14 protein-coding genes and 1 pseudogene are annotated in these 16,894 nt (G+C 69.4%); 9 read left to right on the top strand and 6 right to left on the bottom strand.

Going from position 1 to position 16,894, the window contains the following annotated elements; all coding sequences use genetic code 11:
* Positions 1 to 157: 157 nt before the first annotated feature.
* The 5 genes and pseudogenes from ACWDR3_RS32745 to ACWDR3_RS32725 all read right to left on the bottom strand — a co-directional run.
* Positions 158 to 1,021, bottom strand: a pseudogene (locus tag ACWDR3_RS32745) (IS630 family transposase); the annotation flags it as partial.
* A gap of 245 nt (positions 1,022 to 1,266) precedes the next feature.
* Positions 1,267 to 1,989, bottom strand: a complete 723-nt coding sequence (locus tag ACWDR3_RS32740) for a helix-turn-helix domain containing protein (protein ID WP_450356174.1) — start codon at positions 1,987 to 1,989, stop codon at positions 1,267 to 1,269.
* On the bottom strand, positions 1,989 to 4,106 hold the full coding sequence (locus ACWDR3_RS32735; protein ID WP_450356173.1) for a hypothetical protein: 2,118 nt from the start codon (positions 4,104 to 4,106) through the stop codon (positions 1,989 to 1,991). The genes ACWDR3_RS32740 and ACWDR3_RS32735 overlap by 1 nt, the downstream gene beginning before the upstream one ends.
* Before the next feature lie 25 nt (positions 4,107 to 4,131).
* A complete protein-coding gene (locus ACWDR3_RS32730) occupies positions 4,132 to 4,728 on the bottom strand; it encodes a helix-turn-helix domain-containing protein (RefSeq protein WP_450356172.1) in 597 nt (198 codons plus the stop codon).
* Between the two features lie 73 nt (positions 4,729 to 4,801).
* Positions 4,802 to 5,602 (bottom strand): helix-turn-helix domain-containing protein, encoded by an 801-nt coding sequence (locus ACWDR3_RS32725; RefSeq protein WP_450356171.1) that lies wholly within the window; start codon positions 5,600 to 5,602, stop codon positions 4,802 to 4,804.
* Positions 5,603 to 6,739: 1,137 nt separating this feature from the next.
* Here ACWDR3_RS32725 and ACWDR3_RS32720 point away from each other — a divergent pair.
* The 8 genes from ACWDR3_RS32720 to ACWDR3_RS32685 all read left to right on the top strand — a co-directional run bounded on the left by ACWDR3_RS32720 (position 6,740) and on the right by ACWDR3_RS32685 (position 15,689).
* Entirely contained in the window at positions 6,740 to 7,018 is a 279-nt protein-coding gene (locus ACWDR3_RS32720) for a hypothetical protein (RefSeq protein WP_450356170.1), read from the top strand.
* Between the two features lie 325 nt (positions 7,019 to 7,343).
* Positions 7,344 to 7,817, top strand: a complete 474-nt coding sequence (locus ACWDR3_RS32715; protein WP_450356169.1) for a hypothetical protein — start codon at positions 7,344 to 7,346, stop codon at positions 7,815 to 7,817.
* Positions 7,818 to 8,189: 372 nt separating this feature from the next.
* The gene (locus tag ACWDR3_RS32710; RefSeq protein WP_450356168.1) at positions 8,190 to 8,783 is read left to right on the top strand and encodes a hypothetical protein; all 594 of its coding nucleotides are present in this window, start codon (positions 8,190 to 8,192) and stop codon (positions 8,781 to 8,783) included.
* A 452-nt stretch (positions 8,784 to 9,235) separates the two neighbouring features.
* Positions 9,236 to 9,946, top strand: coding sequence for a TnsA-like heteromeric transposase endonuclease subunit (locus ACWDR3_RS32705; protein ID WP_450356167.1), 711 nt, complete (start codon positions 9,236 to 9,238; stop codon positions 9,944 to 9,946).
* Entirely contained in the window at positions 9,943 to 12,072 is a 2,130-nt protein-coding gene (locus tag ACWDR3_RS32700) for a transposase (protein WP_450356166.1), read from the top strand. The genes ACWDR3_RS32705 and ACWDR3_RS32700 overlap by 4 nt, the downstream gene beginning before the upstream one ends.
* Positions 12,060 to 13,106: an ATP-binding protein gene (locus ACWDR3_RS32695; RefSeq protein ID WP_450356165.1), complete on the top strand. Its 1,047-nt coding sequence runs from the start codon at positions 12,060 to 12,062 to the stop codon at positions 13,104 to 13,106. The genes ACWDR3_RS32700 and ACWDR3_RS32695 overlap by 13 nt, the downstream gene beginning before the upstream one ends.
* Positions 13,107 to 13,230: 124 nt before the next feature.
* Positions 13,231 to 14,361, top strand: a complete 1,131-nt coding sequence (locus ACWDR3_RS32690; protein ID WP_450356164.1) for a TniQ family protein — start codon at positions 13,231 to 13,233, stop codon at positions 14,359 to 14,361.
* A 131-nt stretch (positions 14,362 to 14,492) separates the two neighbouring features.
* The gene (locus ACWDR3_RS32685; RefSeq protein WP_450356163.1) at positions 14,493 to 15,689 is read left to right on the top strand and encodes an endonuclease domain-containing protein; all 1,197 of its coding nucleotides are present in this window, start codon (positions 14,493 to 14,495) and stop codon (positions 15,687 to 15,689) included.
* Between the two features lie 310 nt (positions 15,690 to 15,999).
* Here ACWDR3_RS32685 and ACWDR3_RS32680 read toward each other — a convergent pair whose 3' ends face one another.
* Complete coding sequence (locus ACWDR3_RS32680) at positions 16,000 to 16,224, bottom strand: dTMP kinase (protein ID WP_450356162.1); 225 nt, start codon at positions 16,222 to 16,224, stop codon at positions 16,000 to 16,002.
* Between the two features lie 190 nt (positions 16,225 to 16,414).
* Between ACWDR3_RS32680 and ACWDR3_RS32675 the strand changes: the two genes are divergently transcribed.
* A partial coding sequence (locus ACWDR3_RS32675) for a hypothetical protein (RefSeq protein ID WP_450356161.1) occupies positions 16,415 to 16,894 on the top strand: 480 nt, incomplete at its 3' end.

Below are 16,894 nucleotides of genomic sequence, written 5' to 3'. Positions count from 1 at the left end.
CAGCCGATCGGTGTGGCGCAAAAAGGCCTTCATGTCCTGCAGCACGACATCTTCACCCTCAGGCAAAAGAAGGTTTTCCCTATTCAAATGACCGTGCGAGCCGCTTTGACTTGTAAGCCACCTGCATGAGGCGACGGCAGCAACAGCGGCTACTGAGCTTGAACTCATGAAGTCGTTGGGTGAGGGATAGTCCGGTTCCGGTGAGGCATCCGTCGATGAGGTGAGGGCGGTACTGGATCTTCCTCATCCCTTGCCGGATGATCTGGATGAGGTGCTCAGGGGTGGTGAAGGCGGTGTTGGACAGCCAGCCGCGCCGCAGCAGTGACCAGATGCCCTCGACGGGGTTGAGGTCGGGTGCGTAGGACGGCAGCTGGTAGACGGTCAGCCAGTCCTGTCGCGCAATGAACTGCTGCATGCCGTAAGCGAGATGGACGTTCAAGTTGTCCAGACGAGAACGATCGGCCCGCCGAGCTGAGTGTGGGCGGTGATGAGCAGGTCGCGGTAGTCGGTCCAGGCGAAGCTCTTGCGCCCGTCACGCCGGCCATCGTCGCGGCGCGGCCGGTAGATCAGCCGGGAGCGTTCGCCCGGCTTGTAGCAGGTCAGTGCAGCGATCGAAATGCGGCGGCGGGAGCGGCCCCGGACTCGGATCACGGGCGTCTGCCCGCGCCTGGCCCACGTGCGGGCAATCGGCGGCGTCATCGAGAAACCGGACTCGTCCTCGAAGACGATCCACGCGTCGAGCGCCGCCGCGGTCCTTCCACCTGTGGCCAGGTCTCCTTCACCCAGCCGGTGACCTGCTCCTCGTCGCGTTCGACGGCCGTCTGGCCGGCACCTGGCAGGAGAACCCGTGCCGGATCAACAGCTTGCGCACCCCTTGCAAGGTGTAGCTCTTGTGGAACCGACGGCCGATCACCGTCTTGACCCTCGACAGCGTCCACCGCTGATCCGGCCAGCCGTGCGCGACCGGTCCCTTCGCCAACTCCCGCTCCAGCTGGGCGAACTGGACCCCGCTCAACCTGGGCTAATCATGCTGGTCTAGAGCAATCTCGACATCCATCTTGCCTACAGGATGCAGTGGTTCATCGTCACGCAGGCGGGTCCGTTCATATGAGCGGGACAAGGACACGGCTTTTATGCCACCCACCAACTGCCGTCCTACGCAACCGACCTCAACCGGGGTAGTTGGCTGTCCAATGCCGCCTTTGCCACCCCGAGTGCCTCATCCTGATCACCGCATCTTGACGGCGTGGTGGCAGGAGGCGGATCTCAGCGCGGGCGCCAGGTACGGATTTCGAGGTGAATGATGTGGGCGTCCGGGTGGATGCGTCCGGTTTCCACCAGCCATTGGTGAACGGCGGCGGTGACGTCGCCGCCAGCGGCGTTGACGCGGCGGGCGAAGTCGGCGGCGTCAAAGCCGCCGGTCTGGGCGGAGCCGTAGGAGCGTTCTTCGGTGTGGTCGGTGCGCTGGATGACGTCGCGGCGGATGCCGGGTGAGTCGGTGCGGCTGCCGGAGGGGTGCAGGTATGAGGTTTTGGCGAGACGGACGGTGAAGGCCAGGCGCAGGCCTTGGCGGGCGGCTTCGGCGATCAAGGGGCGCAGGCGGGCGGAGCCGGAGGCGATGGCCTGGGCGCCGACGCGGCCGGTGCCGGAGCCGGTGGGGGTGATCAGCAGGGCTTTGCCCCGCACCCGGGCACGGGTACCGGAGGCGGTGGTGCGGCGTTGGGTGTGGCGGGCGGCGATGGCGGTGAGTTCGGGCAGGTCGGTGATGCCGCCGGTTTCGACGGCGGTCAGGACTTCGCGCAGGGCGGTGACGAAGGCTGCGCCTTTGTTCTTGGTGTAGAACTGCGAGACCAGGGACGGGTCTCGGCCGATGATGCGGGCGATGTCGCGTTTGGTGTAGCCGGCTGCCTGGAGCCGGTCGGCGAGTTGGGCGGCCTCGTTCAACTCGCCCTGGCTGTCGGGACGGTTGCGGCGAGCGCGGGGCGGCATCAGTTCCCCTGCCTGGCGGAGGTGAGGGCGGCCCGTCCGGCGTCGCGCAGGGCGAGGAGTTCGTCCTCGGTGGTGGGCGCGGCCAGTGGCCCGGCGAGGTGTCCGCACTGAAGGTAGTCGCCCGGCTGATGGTGGTGGGGCCAGTTCTGGGGCTGAGTGAGGTAAAGGGCGTCAGTACGGAAGGCGACGACGCTGCCGGGTTCGGTGTGCAGGGCTCCGGCGTAGGTGTTGTCGTCGCGGTGGCGCTGGGCGAGCAGGGCGGCGCGGGCGCCGGACCAGATGGCGGCGGCCCATTCGGGGTGGGCGTTGGGGTCGCGGGAGAAGCCGGTGGGGCGTTGCCAGGTGATCAGTTCGTCGTCGAAGCCGATGATTTCGGCGTCCGGCGGTACGTCGCGCTCCATGCTGCGGGGGGTGGTGCCGGTGACCATGCGGGGGCGCTGGGCGAAGGAGCCGATGCCGTACAGAAGGATGGAGCGCACCGCGCGGGAGGCGAGGTGGGCGGCTCGGGCCTGCTGGGCGTCGCCCTGGAAGTGGGCCTGGGCGGAGAGGTTGCTCCAGGTCTCCTTGAGCTTCTTGGCCCAGTCGTCGAGGGGTTTGCCGTCCTCCCACAGGATGCCGTCGAGGATCTCGACCTTCCACGGGGCGAGGGGGTTGGTCAGGGCTGTGTGGATTTCTGGGCCGCCGGCCCAGGTGGTGAAGGTGGTGCCGGGCTCGGCCGGGTAGTGCCAGGCACGCTCGCCGGGGGCGGGGGCGGGCAGGAGGCCGACGTGGTTCCAGGTGTCGGGGACGGTGACCTTGACCTGCCAGTGGCCGCATCCGTACAGGGCCCGGGCCTGTTCCTTCTCGCTCCAGGCGGCGAAAGCGGCGGCGGTGATGCGGCGGGGGGTTCCGACTGGGGACTTCCAGGTGTGTTTGGCGTAGGCGAAGGTGCGGTCGTACTCGACGAGTTGGGGCAGTTGCTCGGGCACGCGGGGCGGGAGGATGAGTTCGTTGCGTCCCTGGCCGGCGGTGGCGTGCAGCAGGCCGCGCAGTTCTTCCGACAGGACGGGGAAGCCCTCGGCATACTGGCCGCGGCCGGGGATGGTCCGAGTCCATAGGTCGCGACCGGTCTGCGAGGGGGAGCCCATCAGGACGGCGTCGCTCCAGTGGCGGCGCAGGGCTTGCCACAGCAGGACGAATGCGTCGCGGACGATGTGCGGGTCGTCGCCGTCGAGGTCGAACCACTCCCCCACGGAGCGGATTTCGACATGGCTGTCGCCGTTGTCGCTCTGGTAGCGGCCGACGGGGTTACGGGCGTGGACGAAGTGGCCGGCCATCCGGTCTTTGCCGCGGCCGGTGTCGGTGCGCCAGCCCGGGGTGGGGGCGTTCAGCCAGGCGGCGACCGCGTCCCTCAGATACGGGTAGCGGTCGGCGTCGCGGTGCCAGGGGTCGCCGGCGGTGATGTAGATGCGTTCCGCTCCGTCGGGGACGGTGTGGAAGACGGCGGTGAGGATGTCGGCGGCCGACCGGCCGGCGAGGTCGAGGTGATGGGTCTGGTTGCGGTGGACCAGGACGCCGGTGGCGGCATCGAGGAAGACGGTGGACCGGGCCTGCTGGGTGAAGTTCGGGCGCTGGGAGGCAAGGCCGCGGGTGTGGGTGAACCAGGCATCGCCCGCGCCTCCTTCAGGGATGGAGGGCAGGCTGCGCGGCGCGTCGGGGGCGGCGGGTGTCTCCGGGGCGGTGACCGAGCTCGCGGTGCCCGGAGCCGACGAGGCGGGGTGCGGCGGGTGGGCGGTGCTCATTGCGGGGGCTGCCGGTGCCGGTCGCGGCTCAGGTTCGGCGTCTACGGCGGCGGGATCCGTGGTGGTCGTGTCGGCTGCCGCGGGCGTGGGGGCGTGTTCTGTGGTGGTCGTGAGGCTGTCGGGGGCCAGCGCGGGGACCAGGGTGACGATGTCGGCCACACTCAGTCCGGCTGCGGGAGCAATCCGCTCGGCCTTCGCCTTTTCGTACTGGGCGAGTTGGGCGATGCGTTTGTCGCGGTCGGCTTCCAGCTTCGCCAGTTCCGTCCGGGCCCTCTTGATGTCGTCCCGCACGGTGCGCAGTTCGGCAAGAGCGGCGTTGTAGCTCTGTGCGTCCATCGGGTTCCTTGTCCGGGCCTGGAGTTCAGCTGGCGGTGTGGGTGGGGACATAAGCGATCGCGCCGCCCGAGTGGGAGGTGAGTCTGGTGCCCAGGAGCAGTTCGGCGAGTCTGCGGTCTGTGTCGATGTGTGAGGTGGTGATGGTGTGGGGGGCGGTCAGGTCGGTGACGTAGCCGGCCAGGCGGGCGTCGGGGAAGGCGTGGCGGCCTTCTGTGTTCCTCTCCCACGTGTGCAGGCCGGTCAGGACGGCTACGACGTAGCCGGACAGCGTCACCGGCAGTACTCCCCCGGCCGCCACGGCGTCTGGGTTGCATCGCCACCAGCCGCGCAGTGCCTTGAGCAGGTCGTCGGGGCCGAGGGCGGCGGCGAAACCGATCCAGCTCCGGTCCGGCTCGTCGGCCGGCTGTGCGGCGTCGACGCGCAGCACAGCGATCTCCTCGGCCTCGATCTGGTCCAGGGCTGCGTGGCGGCGTGCGCTGAGTGACTGGACCGCGGTGAGGGGGATCATGACGCGCACGCCGCGGCGGGACAGGCCGGGCAACAGTCCGGCAGTGATGAGGCGCCGGAAGGTGGTGACGGCGCACCCCAGTTCCTCGGCTGCCTGCCCGGTCGTCAGCAGCACCGAACCACACCACCCCTACATGCCAACTTTGATATCTGATTAGGCACTAATGTAAGGGTGGGATACGGCAGTGTCAAAGAGCGGTGCCGGGGTCCCCTCCCCCGTATTCCCAGGCTTCCTCGACGGCTGGGCCATCCGCATTGATCTTGATGAGACGAGATGCGATACCTCCGAGGTTGCGGCCGAATTCCTGGGACAGCTCGGCCAGGGACGCTCCCTGCGCGCAGCGTTCGGCCAGGTTCCTCTCGTCGTCGGCGCTCCACGGCGCGTAGGCATTGGGATGGGTCTTGCGCTTCTCCTCGACGGTGTAAGCCTTGGGCTTGTCCGGCTTGGCGCGCGGGGTGGGGATGTCGTCCGCCGGGAAGGGGATGAGGTTCAGGTGGTAGAGGACCCAGCGCACGGACTTCTCGCTGCGCTCCAGGGATTCGGCGAGTTCCTCGACGGTGGTGCCGTCGAGGAATGCCGTGTGCAAGTGGTCCTTCTCCTCCTGGGTCCAACGGGTTCCGCGGCGGGCCGGTTTGGCCGCCGGGCGCTCGGCGGTTCCTTGCGCGGGGATGGCGGGAGCGGTTGACGGCCGAGCCGGTGGTGCCGGCGGCCTGCGCAGGGCGTGCCAGTCCGGCTCGTGAGCGGTGGAGAGTTGGTCGCGGAAGGCGTTGAGCAGGCGCAGGTAGGCGTAGGCGTCGGCTGTGTCGGCGTCGTAATGGCCGGCCTCCCAGGCCGCCATGGTCGCCGGCTCGACGTTGAGGGCACTGGCGACCTCCTCGAGTGTGGCCCCCCACTGCTCACGCAACTGCCGCCGTTCGCCGGGCGGAGGGAGCTGCGGCCGGGGACCCCGGCCGAGCAGGTGGTCCTGGGAGGGGAAGGACGTGTCCATGGCGTGCCTGCCTGGGGTGTGGGTGGGATTGCCGCGGCCTGTTGTCGGCAGCTGCGCCGGGGCGGTTGTGGGCGTGCGGCAGGGGTCTGGGGGCAGGGGGAAGAGTGCGTGGGCGTGTCCGGTGCCCTGGCTCTCCTGCCCGCCTGCAGGATGTCGCGCCGCGGGGGCGAGAGACCTCCGCCCGGTCTCGGCCCCAGCGCCTGGGCGGAGCGGGGTGTGGCCACCCGATCCGCCGTGTCCCAGCATGCCGCACCAGCAAGGATGTACGGCTGTGCACGTGGAACGATTCTGCGGGTGGGCACCCTTGCGCGACCTGCATCGACAGGAAGCGACGGGTCCGGCAAGCCACGCCGGAACGGGGGACGTAGAGAACATATGTCCGTGCCGGGTCTTTCCGGTCTCCCTTGAAGCTTGCCCCTGAGACCGGAGGGCTCACCAGGCCCGCGGGGGTGGTGACCGATTCCAGCCCAGCCGGCTGCTGCCACCAAGGCTGTCTCCGGCAGGACGAGCAGGCCTCTTCCCAGCCGGGTCGGGACCGGTCGGACGTCTTGACCACACCCTGCCCTGACCGGGCGGCCCGGGACCCACGTTACGCATGGAATGGAAGCAGGCACCGCCTTGAGGCGAGCGAATGCTGAGGTCTGGCACGAGAGCGCAGGGCACGTGAGGAAGCGCCGCTTGGTGTTACGCATAAAACGGTCCGTATGCGTCTGAGCACAGCTTGTCGCCTGACGGGTCTTCACAGGTCAAAGAGGTGCAGGTGTCTTCGCGTAGAAGTCTGCGGTGCCGGACGGCGTAACGCATAGAGGATTGCGCAGACGGTCCGGTAGGCCCGAAGCGGCGCCGGTCAGGCGGTCCAAGGACGTGGGCACAGCAGTGTGATCAGGCTTCTCCTTCGTGTGACGCATAGCAATTGGCCTGACGCCTGCCCTGCGCGCCCGATACCTCTGGCGGCACGCCGAGGGAGAGGACAGATCCGTGGCGGGGCAGGTGCGCTCAGTTCGAGCGCGTGAAGGTGTGGTTGTTCAGCGGTGTGAGTGCGCATGGTGCGGGCTGGTGTGGAACAGGCTCAAGAAGCGCGGGCAGGTCCCGCGTTTCTGCTCAGGTGTCTGCAGGCAGGCCAGTTGGCGCGAGGGAATGAGGCAGAAGACGGCGCTTGCCCGGACCCGGCACAGGGTCATCGCCGCCTTTCATGCCGAGTGGGAGGCAATCACCGGGACGACGCCTATGGCTGTGGAGCGGGTTGTTCCCCTGCTCAACGAGTTGGCGGCGGCGAACCCGTCGGATGGCCTGTCCGTCGCCCGGCTCTACAAGACCGCAGCCACGGCCTGGCATCCTGACCGCGCAGGCGGGGATCAGCAGGTGTTCAAGCTTCTGCAGGAGGCACACCGGCTGGCCCGTCTGCATGATCTGTGATGCCGTCGCCGCAGCTCGTGACGGTGTAAGTGCGCTTCCTGTTCAGGCAGTTGCGGGCCCGTGCGAGCGCGGATCGGCGGGTGGCTGATCGTGAGGAGCACATGTCTGCGCGCGGCGCGGCTGGAAGGCCGATGCCTCACCCGATGGTGGGATTCGTCTGGGGTGTCTCAGGCCTGCGCGGGCGTTGATTTGTGCAGGTGGGTGAGGTGCGCTGAGCGCAGTGGCCGGCTGTGTGCAGGTTCTGTCGTGAGGTCAGGGACGGCGGCTGCGACCGTAGACTCGGCGCTCACGAGGGCCTCTTCAGGACTGGGAGGGAGGACCGGCCATGCCAGTGCCCGATCTGCACGACATGCTGCTCCAGGCCACTGAACTGGCGGCGGACAAGGAGGCCTCGTTGGAGGCAGCGTCCGCTCGTGAAGTGGAGGCGGAGCGCACGCTGGCGGCGGTGCGAGCCGAGAAGAAGCTGTGCATCGGCTCGGCGCACAGCGCCAACGAGTTGGTCGTCGCTCTTCGGCAGCGGATCCAGCAGCAGGAAGACAAGGATCAGCAGACGTCGGCCGGTGTCCTCGAACAGTCCGGCAGCGGTGCGCCGCCGAGTGCACGGGATGCCGTGCGCCGGGCCATCCGCGAGTTCCTTCACGAGAGGGAAGAGGCGACAACAAAGGAAATCACGCAGCACATTCAGCGGGTGCTGCCTGAGGTGAACGCCGGGAACACGAGTCCGGAGCTGACGCATCTGTTCCAGCGAGGGGTGTTGGTACGCACGCGTCTTGGTGTCTACCGGCTTGGTGGTGAGTAGGTGATAGCCCAACGCCGCTGAATCAGTCGGCCTGAACATGCGTGAACACCGCCGGAGGCGACCGGCGGCGTCCACTGTGGGCATGTTTTGGCCTCACGCACCACCCCGCCACTATACCCAGCGGGCAAAGACAGGGGTGTTGTGTGTCATCCGCACGTGCAGCACCATCAGAAAGGCCTCACGCACATGGAAACTCTGTTCTGTCCCCCTGATTTCGCTGCGCCGCCGGGTACCGGTGTTGCGCGCTCTGGGCAGCAAGAGTCGGTATTGAGCTCCGCCGTATGCGCCCAGCGGACCTCCCCGACTGATCGTGCAAGTACGCAACGCCAGTGGAGTGTCGTTCTCGGAGGCTCTTTCACCAGCGGCAAAGACATGCAGACCATCTCCACCACCGATCTGGCGCGCCAGGAGGGGGTGACCGCCGAAACATGCACCCAGACGCTGCGTTTCAGCGCCGAGGTGGGCCTGTTCCGCCGTGTCGGGCGCGGCAAGTTCGCCGTCACCAAGGTCGGTTGGACCATCGCTCAGCACTGGCAGCAGGACCAGACCTACGCGCGGCTGCTGCTGCAGGGGGCATTCCGGCAGCACTGGTCGGTTCCGCTGGCGGAGACCGCGCTGCAGTCCGGCCCGATGCCGGCGGAAGAGCTCGGCAGGCGTCTGCTGAGGGATCTTCCGGGCAAGCCGCGGCGCGGCGTGTATCTCGTCGAGTGGCTGGCGTTGGCCCTCCTAGTGCACCGGGACCAGCAGGGCATGGTGTGGCCCACCCCGGCGCTGAGCACGGCTGTGGGCTCGGGAGCTGCGGCCCTGCCGGCTGCACCGCGTGATGCGGAGCCCGACCCGTCGCGCGGGCAGGACCTCAATGCCCTGATGGGCATGACCAACCGTGAACTGAACGGGCTGGTCCCCGAGGAGTTCTGTGCCTTCCTGGACAACCTGACCCGGCTGGTCAAGTCGCTGCCGGCCTGACAGCGGCCCTGCGGCTCGTGTGGCGCCGCGGGCATCCGCACGGTCGGCCCGGCAGGCCCTGGTTGAGTCTTGTGTATGCGGGTGGGCAGGGAGCGCTGTGCTCCGCCGGCAACGGCGTCTCTTGCCCCGCCGTATCGAAATCCGCGTGCCGGCAGCCGCATTGAGCCTGCTGTCGCAGCGTTGCCTTCATGCCGTCGTGATGGTGTGACGGCTGTGCCCGCTGTCTGCTGCCCCGTCGCCGCGGGCAGGCCTGCCTGTCTGCACAGCGTTCCTTCACCCCAGGCTGCCCTCGTCGCGGCCTTGGCGGCGGCTCAGTCCTGCTCTTGAGTCCTTCCCCTCTTCTCCTTTCCCTGTTCCCATGTGGGGTTTTTGTGATCTCTTCGTCTTCTGCGGTACCGCAGTCACGTCTCTTTCCCGCGCCCGCCGGGCGCTTCCTTGCCGATCCGGATCGCATGACGGCACGGTGTGTGGATGCGGCCGGCATCGAGCACGAGATGTCGTGGCGCGAGGCCGGTGAACGGCGGCTGGAGGAGGGTCTGCCGGTCCAGCTCTTCCCTGCGCTCAAGGGCCGCCGGTGGGCGCCTGGTTGGTACTGGTCCGCGACCAACGGCTGTCTGGTGCACTACGGGTTCAAGGCCATGCGCACGCAGGTCATGATGCTGGACCATGACCGGCAGGTGGTCGCCTTGGCCTGCCGTCCTGTGGAGCTGCTGTGGCGGGGGCGGGGCGGGCGGACCGTCTCTCATGCCCCGCATCTGATGGTCCGGATGGCGGACGGCAGCGCTGTGCTGCTGGACTGTGTGGGCCGCTTGGGAGCGGGCCGCCGGCTGGTACGCCGGGCTGCTCATCTGGAGGCCGCAGCGGCTGCGGTGGGCTGGCACTACCGGCTGGTCGGGCCGCCGCCTGGCGTGGTGGAGGCCAACGTGCGCTGGCTGGCCGGCTACCGGCATCCGCGGTGCGCGCAGGGCCGGTTGGCACAGGTGGCCGCCTGCTTTGGCGCTCGGTTGCCGCTGGCGGAAGGGGTGCGGCAGCTCGGTGACCCCATCGCGGTGTGGCCGGCGGTGTTCCATGCCCTGTGGGCCGGCGTGCTGCAGGTGCCGCTCGATCGGGTGCTGCACGAACGTGCCTGCGCGGTCACCGTGCAGACAGAGGCCGGGCGATGAGCCGGCCGGTCCTCGGCATCGGTGACACCGTCCACCATGACGGACGGGAATGGACCGTGGCCGGGATCGAGGCAGCGACAGCGTCGGGGACGCGGGTGTGGCTGGCCGACCCGGCCGGGGACGGCTCCTTGGCGGTGTTCGGCCTGGCCGAGCTGCTGGCGGATCCCGGCTTCGTGCCGCGTCTGCGGGTGCCGCAGGTCGGGCTGCTGGCGACGGTGCCCGAGGAGCAGCAGGTGCGCGCGCTCGAGCTGGAGCGGCATGTGCGGGAGGTGGAGACCGGCCGCCCAGTTTTGGACGGCAGGGTGTCGGTGAAGCCGCAGTACGACCCGGCGTCCACGACGCTGGCCGAGCGGGAGCAGGCGAAGGCCGACGAGCTGGCCGCGCAGGGCTGGTCGGGGGTGAGCCGGGCAACGGTGCGCCGGTGGCGGGCGCGATATCACGCCGGCGGGGTATGGGGGCTGGTCGTCAAGCGGCGCGGCTCGACCCAGCTGGAGCGGGCCGATCCGCAGGTCGTGGAGGCGCTGCGTGCCCTGCTGACGCAGGAGGCGTCGCGTTCCCGCTCACGGGGGTGGAAGAAGCGGATGCGGCGGGAGGTGCAGTGGTGGCTGGATGCCCGGCACGGTGCGGGAACGGTCGAGATGCCCGCCAAGTCCACGTTCAACAAGCTCATCGACGTCGTGGAGGCGTCTATGGGGCTGCAGGGGACGGTGGCACAGCGGCGTGCCCGCGCCGCGCGCCCCGTCCCGCCGTTCAAGCCGACGCTGGCGCTGCGGCCCGGTGAGGTGGTGATGCTGGACAGTTCACCGCTGGATGTGCTGGTGGTCCTGGACGACGGGGTGGTGGGACGGCTGGAGCTGACCATCGCGGTGGATGTGGCGATGCGCGGGCTGTGGGGGGTGCTGCGTCCGGCAGGGAGCAAGCTGACGGACGTCGCGGTGCTGCTGGCGCAGATGATGACGCCGGTGGTGATGCGGCCCGGCTGGGATCCGGCACTGTCGATGGCCGCATCGGTGGTGCCGCACGAGCGGCTGACCGCGGTGGACGAGCGGCTGAAGGACGCGGCGGCCCGCCCGGTGATCGTGCCCGAGACAGTCGTGGTCGACCAGGGCAAGGTGTTCATCTCCCCCGCCACCCGGGCCGCGTGCGAAAGCCTGGGCATCTCGCTGCAGCCGGTGCCTCCGGCCAACGGGCCCGCCAAAGGCCACGTGGAGAGGAGCTTCGGCTCGATCGGCAGCGAGTTCTGCCAGTGGCTGCCCGGCTTCACCGGCTCCCACGTGGGTGAGCGCGGCTCACACATCGAGCAGGAGCGGCTGTGGACCGTGCCCGAACTCCAGGCGCTGTGGGAGGAGTTCCTCGTGCACTGGCACCACCGCCCGCACGAGGGTCTTCGCCACCCGCTGATGCCGAAGAAGGCTCTCACGCCCAACCAGATGTGGGCGGCGCTGCTTCCGGTGGCCGGCTACGTGCCGGTGCCGCTGTCGGCGGAGGACTTCGTGGAGCTGCTGCCGGTGCGCTGGCAGCCGATCACGGACGCCGGCATCCGCTTCGACTACCGCACGTACGACGATCCTTGCCTCAACGGCCACCGCGGGCAGGGCTCCGGGGTGGCCTCGCAGCAGGGCCTGTGGGAGGTGCACCACAACCCCTACGATCCCACCCGGATCTGGGTCCGGCTGCCCGAGGGCTTCCGCGAGGTGGCGTGGATCCACGCCACTACGGTCGGTCTGCCGTTCACTCACCACGTCTGGGAACACATCCGCAAGGTGGTTGAGCGCACCGGCCCGCGCGAGGAGCACGAAGCCGAACTGGCCCTGGCCCTGGACGAGTTCCTCAAGCGTGCCGCCCGCAAGGAGAAGCTGTCCGCCGCGGAGCGGCGGGCGGTGGCGAAGTCCCATGCCTCGGGCGCGGTGCCGGCTCCCGCAGGAGAGCTCAACGTGCTGGACGTGCCCGCGCCGTCGTTCGCACTGGCTGGCGTCTACGCCGTCCCCGACCTCGACGACGACACCCTCCCCGACGAGGACGGCGACTGCTTCGACGGGCCCGACGGCGAGGCAGCGCCAGGCCCGGCGGCCTACAGGTCTGGCCTGTTGGCCGACGCTGACGGGGAGGACCAGTGGCTGCCGTGATCACCGCCGCCGGCGACGACGGCTCCTTCGACGATGACGTCACTCCCGGCGTCGTCACCGACTGGCTCCTGTGGCAGGCCGACCTTGCCCGTCCCCGCGTGAGCGCACCACCGGCGGATGATCCGTCCTGGACCCAAAAAGCCCAGTTGGACTACCACTCCGAGTTCACCACCTTCACGACCCCGTTCATGGAGAAGGCCGCGTTCGAGCTGCGGCTGACTCTCTTGGTCAACAACCGGCAGCGCAGCACGGCACGGCGCGGACTGATCGTGTCCGGACCGCCGGGGGCGGGGAAGTCGACCACGCTCGCGGAACTGGGCAGGTCCTTCGAGCTGAGCGAGCGGCGCCGTCTCCCGGGCCGTCACGGTGCCTTCATGCCGGTGGCGTTCGCTGCCATCCCGCCCACGTACACCCCCAAGAGCCTGGTCCAGGTGCTGGCCCGGTTCGCCGGCATCCCCGTGCACGACGGGATGACCGAGCACACCATCACCAACGCCGTGTGCCATGTCCTGTGCGAGCGGCGGACCCGGCTGGTGTTCATGGACGACGTACACCTGCTCAACACCCGTACCCGGCCCGGCGCTGACACCTCCGACCAGCTGAAGACTCTTGCGGAGCGGATCCCCGCGACGTTCGTGCTGGCCGGTGTCGATGTGGAGAACTCTCCTGTGCTGTCGGGTCCCCGCGGCGCCCAACTCGCCGCCCGCTGCAAGCTGTTGCGTACTCCCCCGCTGCTCAACGGCACTGAGCGGCAGAAGGAGGTCTGGCGCGGGCTTCTGGGTGACATGGAGTCGGCGCTGCGGCTGCCCCGCCACCGGCCCGGGACGCTGGTGCGCTTCGCCGATTTCATCCATCTGCGTACCGGCGGCGTGCTGGCCAGCCTCTCCCTCCTGATCAGGGAGGCCGCGATTCGTTCCGTCCTGGATGAGAGTTTCGCAATCTCAAAGCGGCTGCTGTCCCAGGTGGTTCTCGATGTCCAGGCCACCAACGCGGCCCGCCCGACCCGCAGACGCAGCCCGGGCAGTCAACCGTAGCTGCTGGGGCATCCGCCCGATCCGGTGCGCGGCAGACCGGCCGCGCACGCAACCCGCCCTCTCAACAGGGCGGGCGGGGAACGGCCGTAGGGCCCCTTCCCTTCCTGTGCCTCCCCTGAAGGACATGTCTGTGCAATTACCCGCTCCTACGCCCGTCCTCGTGCCTCCCGTGGCGCAGGAACTGACCGGCTCCTGGATTCGGAGAATGACCACCCACTACGGTCTGTCCGCCCAGGACCTGCTGCGCGGCATCCTGGCCGGCCCCCGCCGCGTGCGGGTGACCGGCGCCCCCGGCAAAGGGCTCGAGCTGGCCCTCAACGCACCGGCACGCGTGGCACTGACCCAGTTCACAGGACTGCCGCTGGCCCACCTCACCCGCCTGCTGCCCAGCCTTGCCACACACCGGCTGCTCGCGGACGACGAGGTCGTGCGGGCAGCCTGGCACGTGCCGCACCGTGCCTGGGTGGGCGCCTGCCCGGCGTGCACCAGTCGAGCCTGCTCGCCCGGCCGGCCCGTGCTGGTGTATCCGGGGGCGACCGGACATGTCTGCCGGCGCCACCAGCGCTGGCTTCTCGCGCAGGCCGACCAGCCAGTGAGTATCCCGCTGCAACTCCTGCCCGAGATTCTCGCCGCCCACCGCCGTCACATCACTCTCGTGCGCACCCATCCGTGTGCACGCGAGGCGATCACCCTCGCTGCGGCGGTGGTGTGGTCATGGCAGGTCCGCGGATGGAGATCGGAAACGATCTGGCCGGACCGGGTGCACCGGCTGACCGCCGTCACACGGTGCACGCCGGATGCGGTGGCGCCCCATCCCCTGCTGTCCTACCCCGAGACGGTCACCGTCGCCCGGCTGCTCGCCGACGCACGCCGGCGGCAGCGGCTGCGCGAGACCACGGCCGACACCGGGATCCACAACGCCGCCAGGGCGTTCCTCGAGGAAGTCGGCTGCCGGATCAACAGGCCGTGGCTGGCCGACTGGATGGGCGCCCACCGCTGGGCCAGTCCCCCATGGCACGTACAGCCCGATCCGCTGCGGCAGTGGCTGCACGGCCTCACCACGACGGACAGGGCGGACGGCGATGCCGGATGGACGGTGCCCCCCTCGGCGCTGCGGCCGGCCGGATTCACCCAACGGGCCGGCTCCCTGCGGCCCGGCCAGGCCCGCACCGTATGCGAGCAGGCCGCGGCCGCCTCCCTGCTGGGGGGCTGGGAACCCGACGCCGGCCCCCGCCTGCCGCCCGCTGCACGGTGACCGCTGCCGTGTCCGCCGGTACCGCGGTCTCCTCCGTGATCCCCCGCCGCCGGACCTCCGGCGCCGGCGGACGCAGTCCGCCACCACCTGCCGCTGCCCGCTCCGCCAACCCGCCTCAAGGAGAGACACCCATGCCACCGATCAGTCCGGAGTACGCCAACCAGCTGCTGGCAGAACTCACCGAGGGCTGCCCCGTCCCCGCGGCCCCCGCCTCGCTGTCCCGCTACACCTTCCAGCTCAGCAACCATGTCCTCATCGGAGACACCGCCGTGCGCGGCTACAAGTACAAAGGCCGGTGGCGGCTGGACGAGCGGGACATCCGCGCGGCCGGCGACCGACTCGCCTCGCTCCCCTTCGACCCCGACGACCTGGTCGACGCCCGTCTCACGGATGCCGAGCACCCGACGTGGCGCACGCAGATCCACCGCTGGTTCGAGCACATCTCCTACCAGGACCAGAGCGCCAACGGCTGCCGCTGCCAAGGACAGCAGCCCTGCGACCGCCGCCGGCCCAACGAGCACGGACTGGGGTGCGGAGCGACCTTGGAACAGGTCAAGGAACGCTACGGCCAGTGGCCCCTGGCGTGCACCAGCCCGTTGCCGCTGCTGACGTGGTCCGGCAGCACCTGGACGGTCCCGCGCGCCTACGCCGACCTCCTGGACCGGGCGGACCGGATCGCCGCCGAATGCGTCGAACAGGCCGCCCGCTGCAGCCGCTGCAACGCCACCGGAGACGTCTGGACGTGGCGCACGTCCAGCAACAGCGGCTACACCACCCTGTGCCCCGCGTGCACCGCCCGCGCCGCCCGCCCCTACAAGGCCCACCTGCGCGGCCGACCGTATGCGTCGCTGCCAAAGAACGCGCAGCCGGAGGCGTTCCTGTGCCGGATGTGTCCTCGTCCGCGGCAGGCCATGTACTGGGACCACTGCCACACGCACGGATACGTGCGCGGGCCAGTGTGCGCCAGCTGCAACACCTACGAGAGCAGCGGCCACCGGTTCATCGACCGGCCCGGAGCGGTCCGCCACCTCCTGCAGTGCGACGGCTGCCGCCGCGAGCGGACCGTGCCGCCACGCCACCTGTCCGACATCGTGCTGCAGACCTCCGCGGTTCAGGCGCACCTCCCGTGCGGCAGGCCGCCTGGATCTGCGTGGGGCGCGGTGCAGGACGACGGGTCGATCCGTCTGCGGTTGCGCTGCTGGAGTTGCGCGTCTGTCCCCGAGTGGGAACAGGTCGTGCCGGCCGCACACGTGCGGCACCTGGTCGGGGAGTTCGTCGACAGAGCCCTGCAGGCCGATACCGGCATCCCCGGCGAGGAATCCGCCTGACGGACCGCCTGCCTCCCATCACCGGTGTTCCCCGCCCTTCCTCTGCCGTGTACACGGCACGTCCGCGAAACGAGACACGCCATGCTCGAAGTGCCGTCCGCTTCTGCCCAAGTCCCTCCGGAGGCAAGGGCATGAGCCTCACCAGTTGGCTCAACGACCGCCGCTCGCCCCTGTGTCTCTTCCTGGGCGCGGAACTGCCCGACGTCGCGGCGCAGTCGAGCGACTACCGCTCCCATCTGCCGCAGGGCGCGGATGCGGTTCAGCCGCACAGCAGCGGATCGCCCGCCGCCCGATCTCCCGGGCCCCCGTTCTACGGGTCGGGGCGGCTGCTGGTCAGCAGGGTGCTCAGATACCGGGTGTGCGCGGCAAGGAGCTTGGTGGCGCGGTCGGTGCCGCCAGGGAGGAACGGCAGCAGGACGAGGGCCGGGACCGCCGCGGCGAGGGCAACGAGCACGGCGGGGGTGAGCAGGCCGACGAGCAGGACGCGCTGAAGCGCGCTCACGGTGTGCGGCGAGGGCAGCCAGAGTGGCAGCACGGAAGTCTCCTGTGGCCGGGGTCCAGTGGGGTCCGCGGTTCGGTGACTCACACTGTGCCGTGTGGCTGGGTAGTTCACTCCCGTCCGGGGTATTGCCGCAGGTAAGGTCCGGAAAAGGGCGAGGTTGTTCCGGGATGGGTGCGAACAACCTGGACAACTAGATGCCGGAGAGGGCGAGGGGGAAGCACCTATGGTGGGGCGGGGCGGCAGGCCCTGGGGGCTGATCCGGGCCGAGAGCACCGAGGCGGAGGCGCTTGCCAACTTCCTGCGCGCGCAGGTCGACGCAAGCGGCAAGACCCTGAATACGCTGGCCGGTGAAATCCACCTCTCCAAGACCCGGATCAGCGAACTTCTGGCCGGGAAGATCCCCGGCCAGAACTTCGTGGTCTCCCTGATCCGTGCGACGGTTCCCGAACCACGGCTGCGTGAGCGGCGCTTGGCCCAAGCCGAAAAGCTGCTGTGGGCGGCCGCCCACCCCTCACCGGTGAACACCCCGCTCTCTGTCGCCTCCGCCTTGGAACTTGCCGAGTCCCGGGCTCAGCAGATTGAGGTCTACGGCCGGCTCACCCGCTCCTTGGAACAACAGGGCGAACTTCGCGAGGCTGTCGGGAACTCCACGAAACTCGTCATGATCCTCCTCGCGATGATCAACAAGCTGGAGCACCGGATC

This window comes from Streptomyces sp. NPDC001002, from assembly GCF_053599215.1.
This window is presented reverse-complemented; position numbering and strand designations above follow the sequence as displayed.

Coding starts and splice junctions, on each gene's coding strand:
- ACWDR3_RS32715 (WP_450356169.1), top strand. CDS start 7,344: ATGCCAGTGCCCGATCTGCACGACATGCTGCTCCAGGCCACTGAACTG.
- ACWDR3_RS32705 (WP_450356167.1), top strand. CDS start 9,236: ATGACGGCACGGTGTGTGGATGCGGCCGGCATCGAGCACGAGATGTCG.
- ACWDR3_RS32700 (WP_450356166.1), top strand. CDS start 9,943: ATGAGCCGGCCGGTCCTCGGCATCGGTGACACCGTCCACCATGACGGA.
- ACWDR3_RS32740 (WP_450356174.1), bottom strand. CDS start 1,989: ATGCCGCCCCGCGCTCGCCGCAACCGTCCCGACAGCCAGGGCGAGTTG.
- ACWDR3_RS32710 (WP_450356168.1), top strand. CDS start 8,190: ATGCAGACCATCTCCACCACCGATCTGGCGCGCCAGGAGGGGGTGACC.
- ACWDR3_RS32725 (WP_450356171.1), bottom strand. CDS start 5,602: ATGGACACGTCCTTCCCCTCCCAGGACCACCTGCTCGGCCGGGGTCCC.
- ACWDR3_RS32690 (WP_450356164.1), top strand. CDS start 13,231: ATGTCTGTGCAATTACCCGCTCCTACGCCCGTCCTCGTGCCTCCCGTG.
- ACWDR3_RS32720 (WP_450356170.1), top strand. CDS start 6,740: ATGAGGCAGAAGACGGCGCTTGCCCGGACCCGGCACAGGGTCATCGCC.
- ACWDR3_RS32735 (WP_450356173.1), bottom strand. CDS start 4,106: ATGGACGCACAGAGCTACAACGCCGCTCTTGCCGAACTGCGCACCGTG.
- ACWDR3_RS32685 (WP_450356163.1), top strand. CDS start 14,493: ATGCCACCGATCAGTCCGGAGTACGCCAACCAGCTGCTGGCAGAACTC.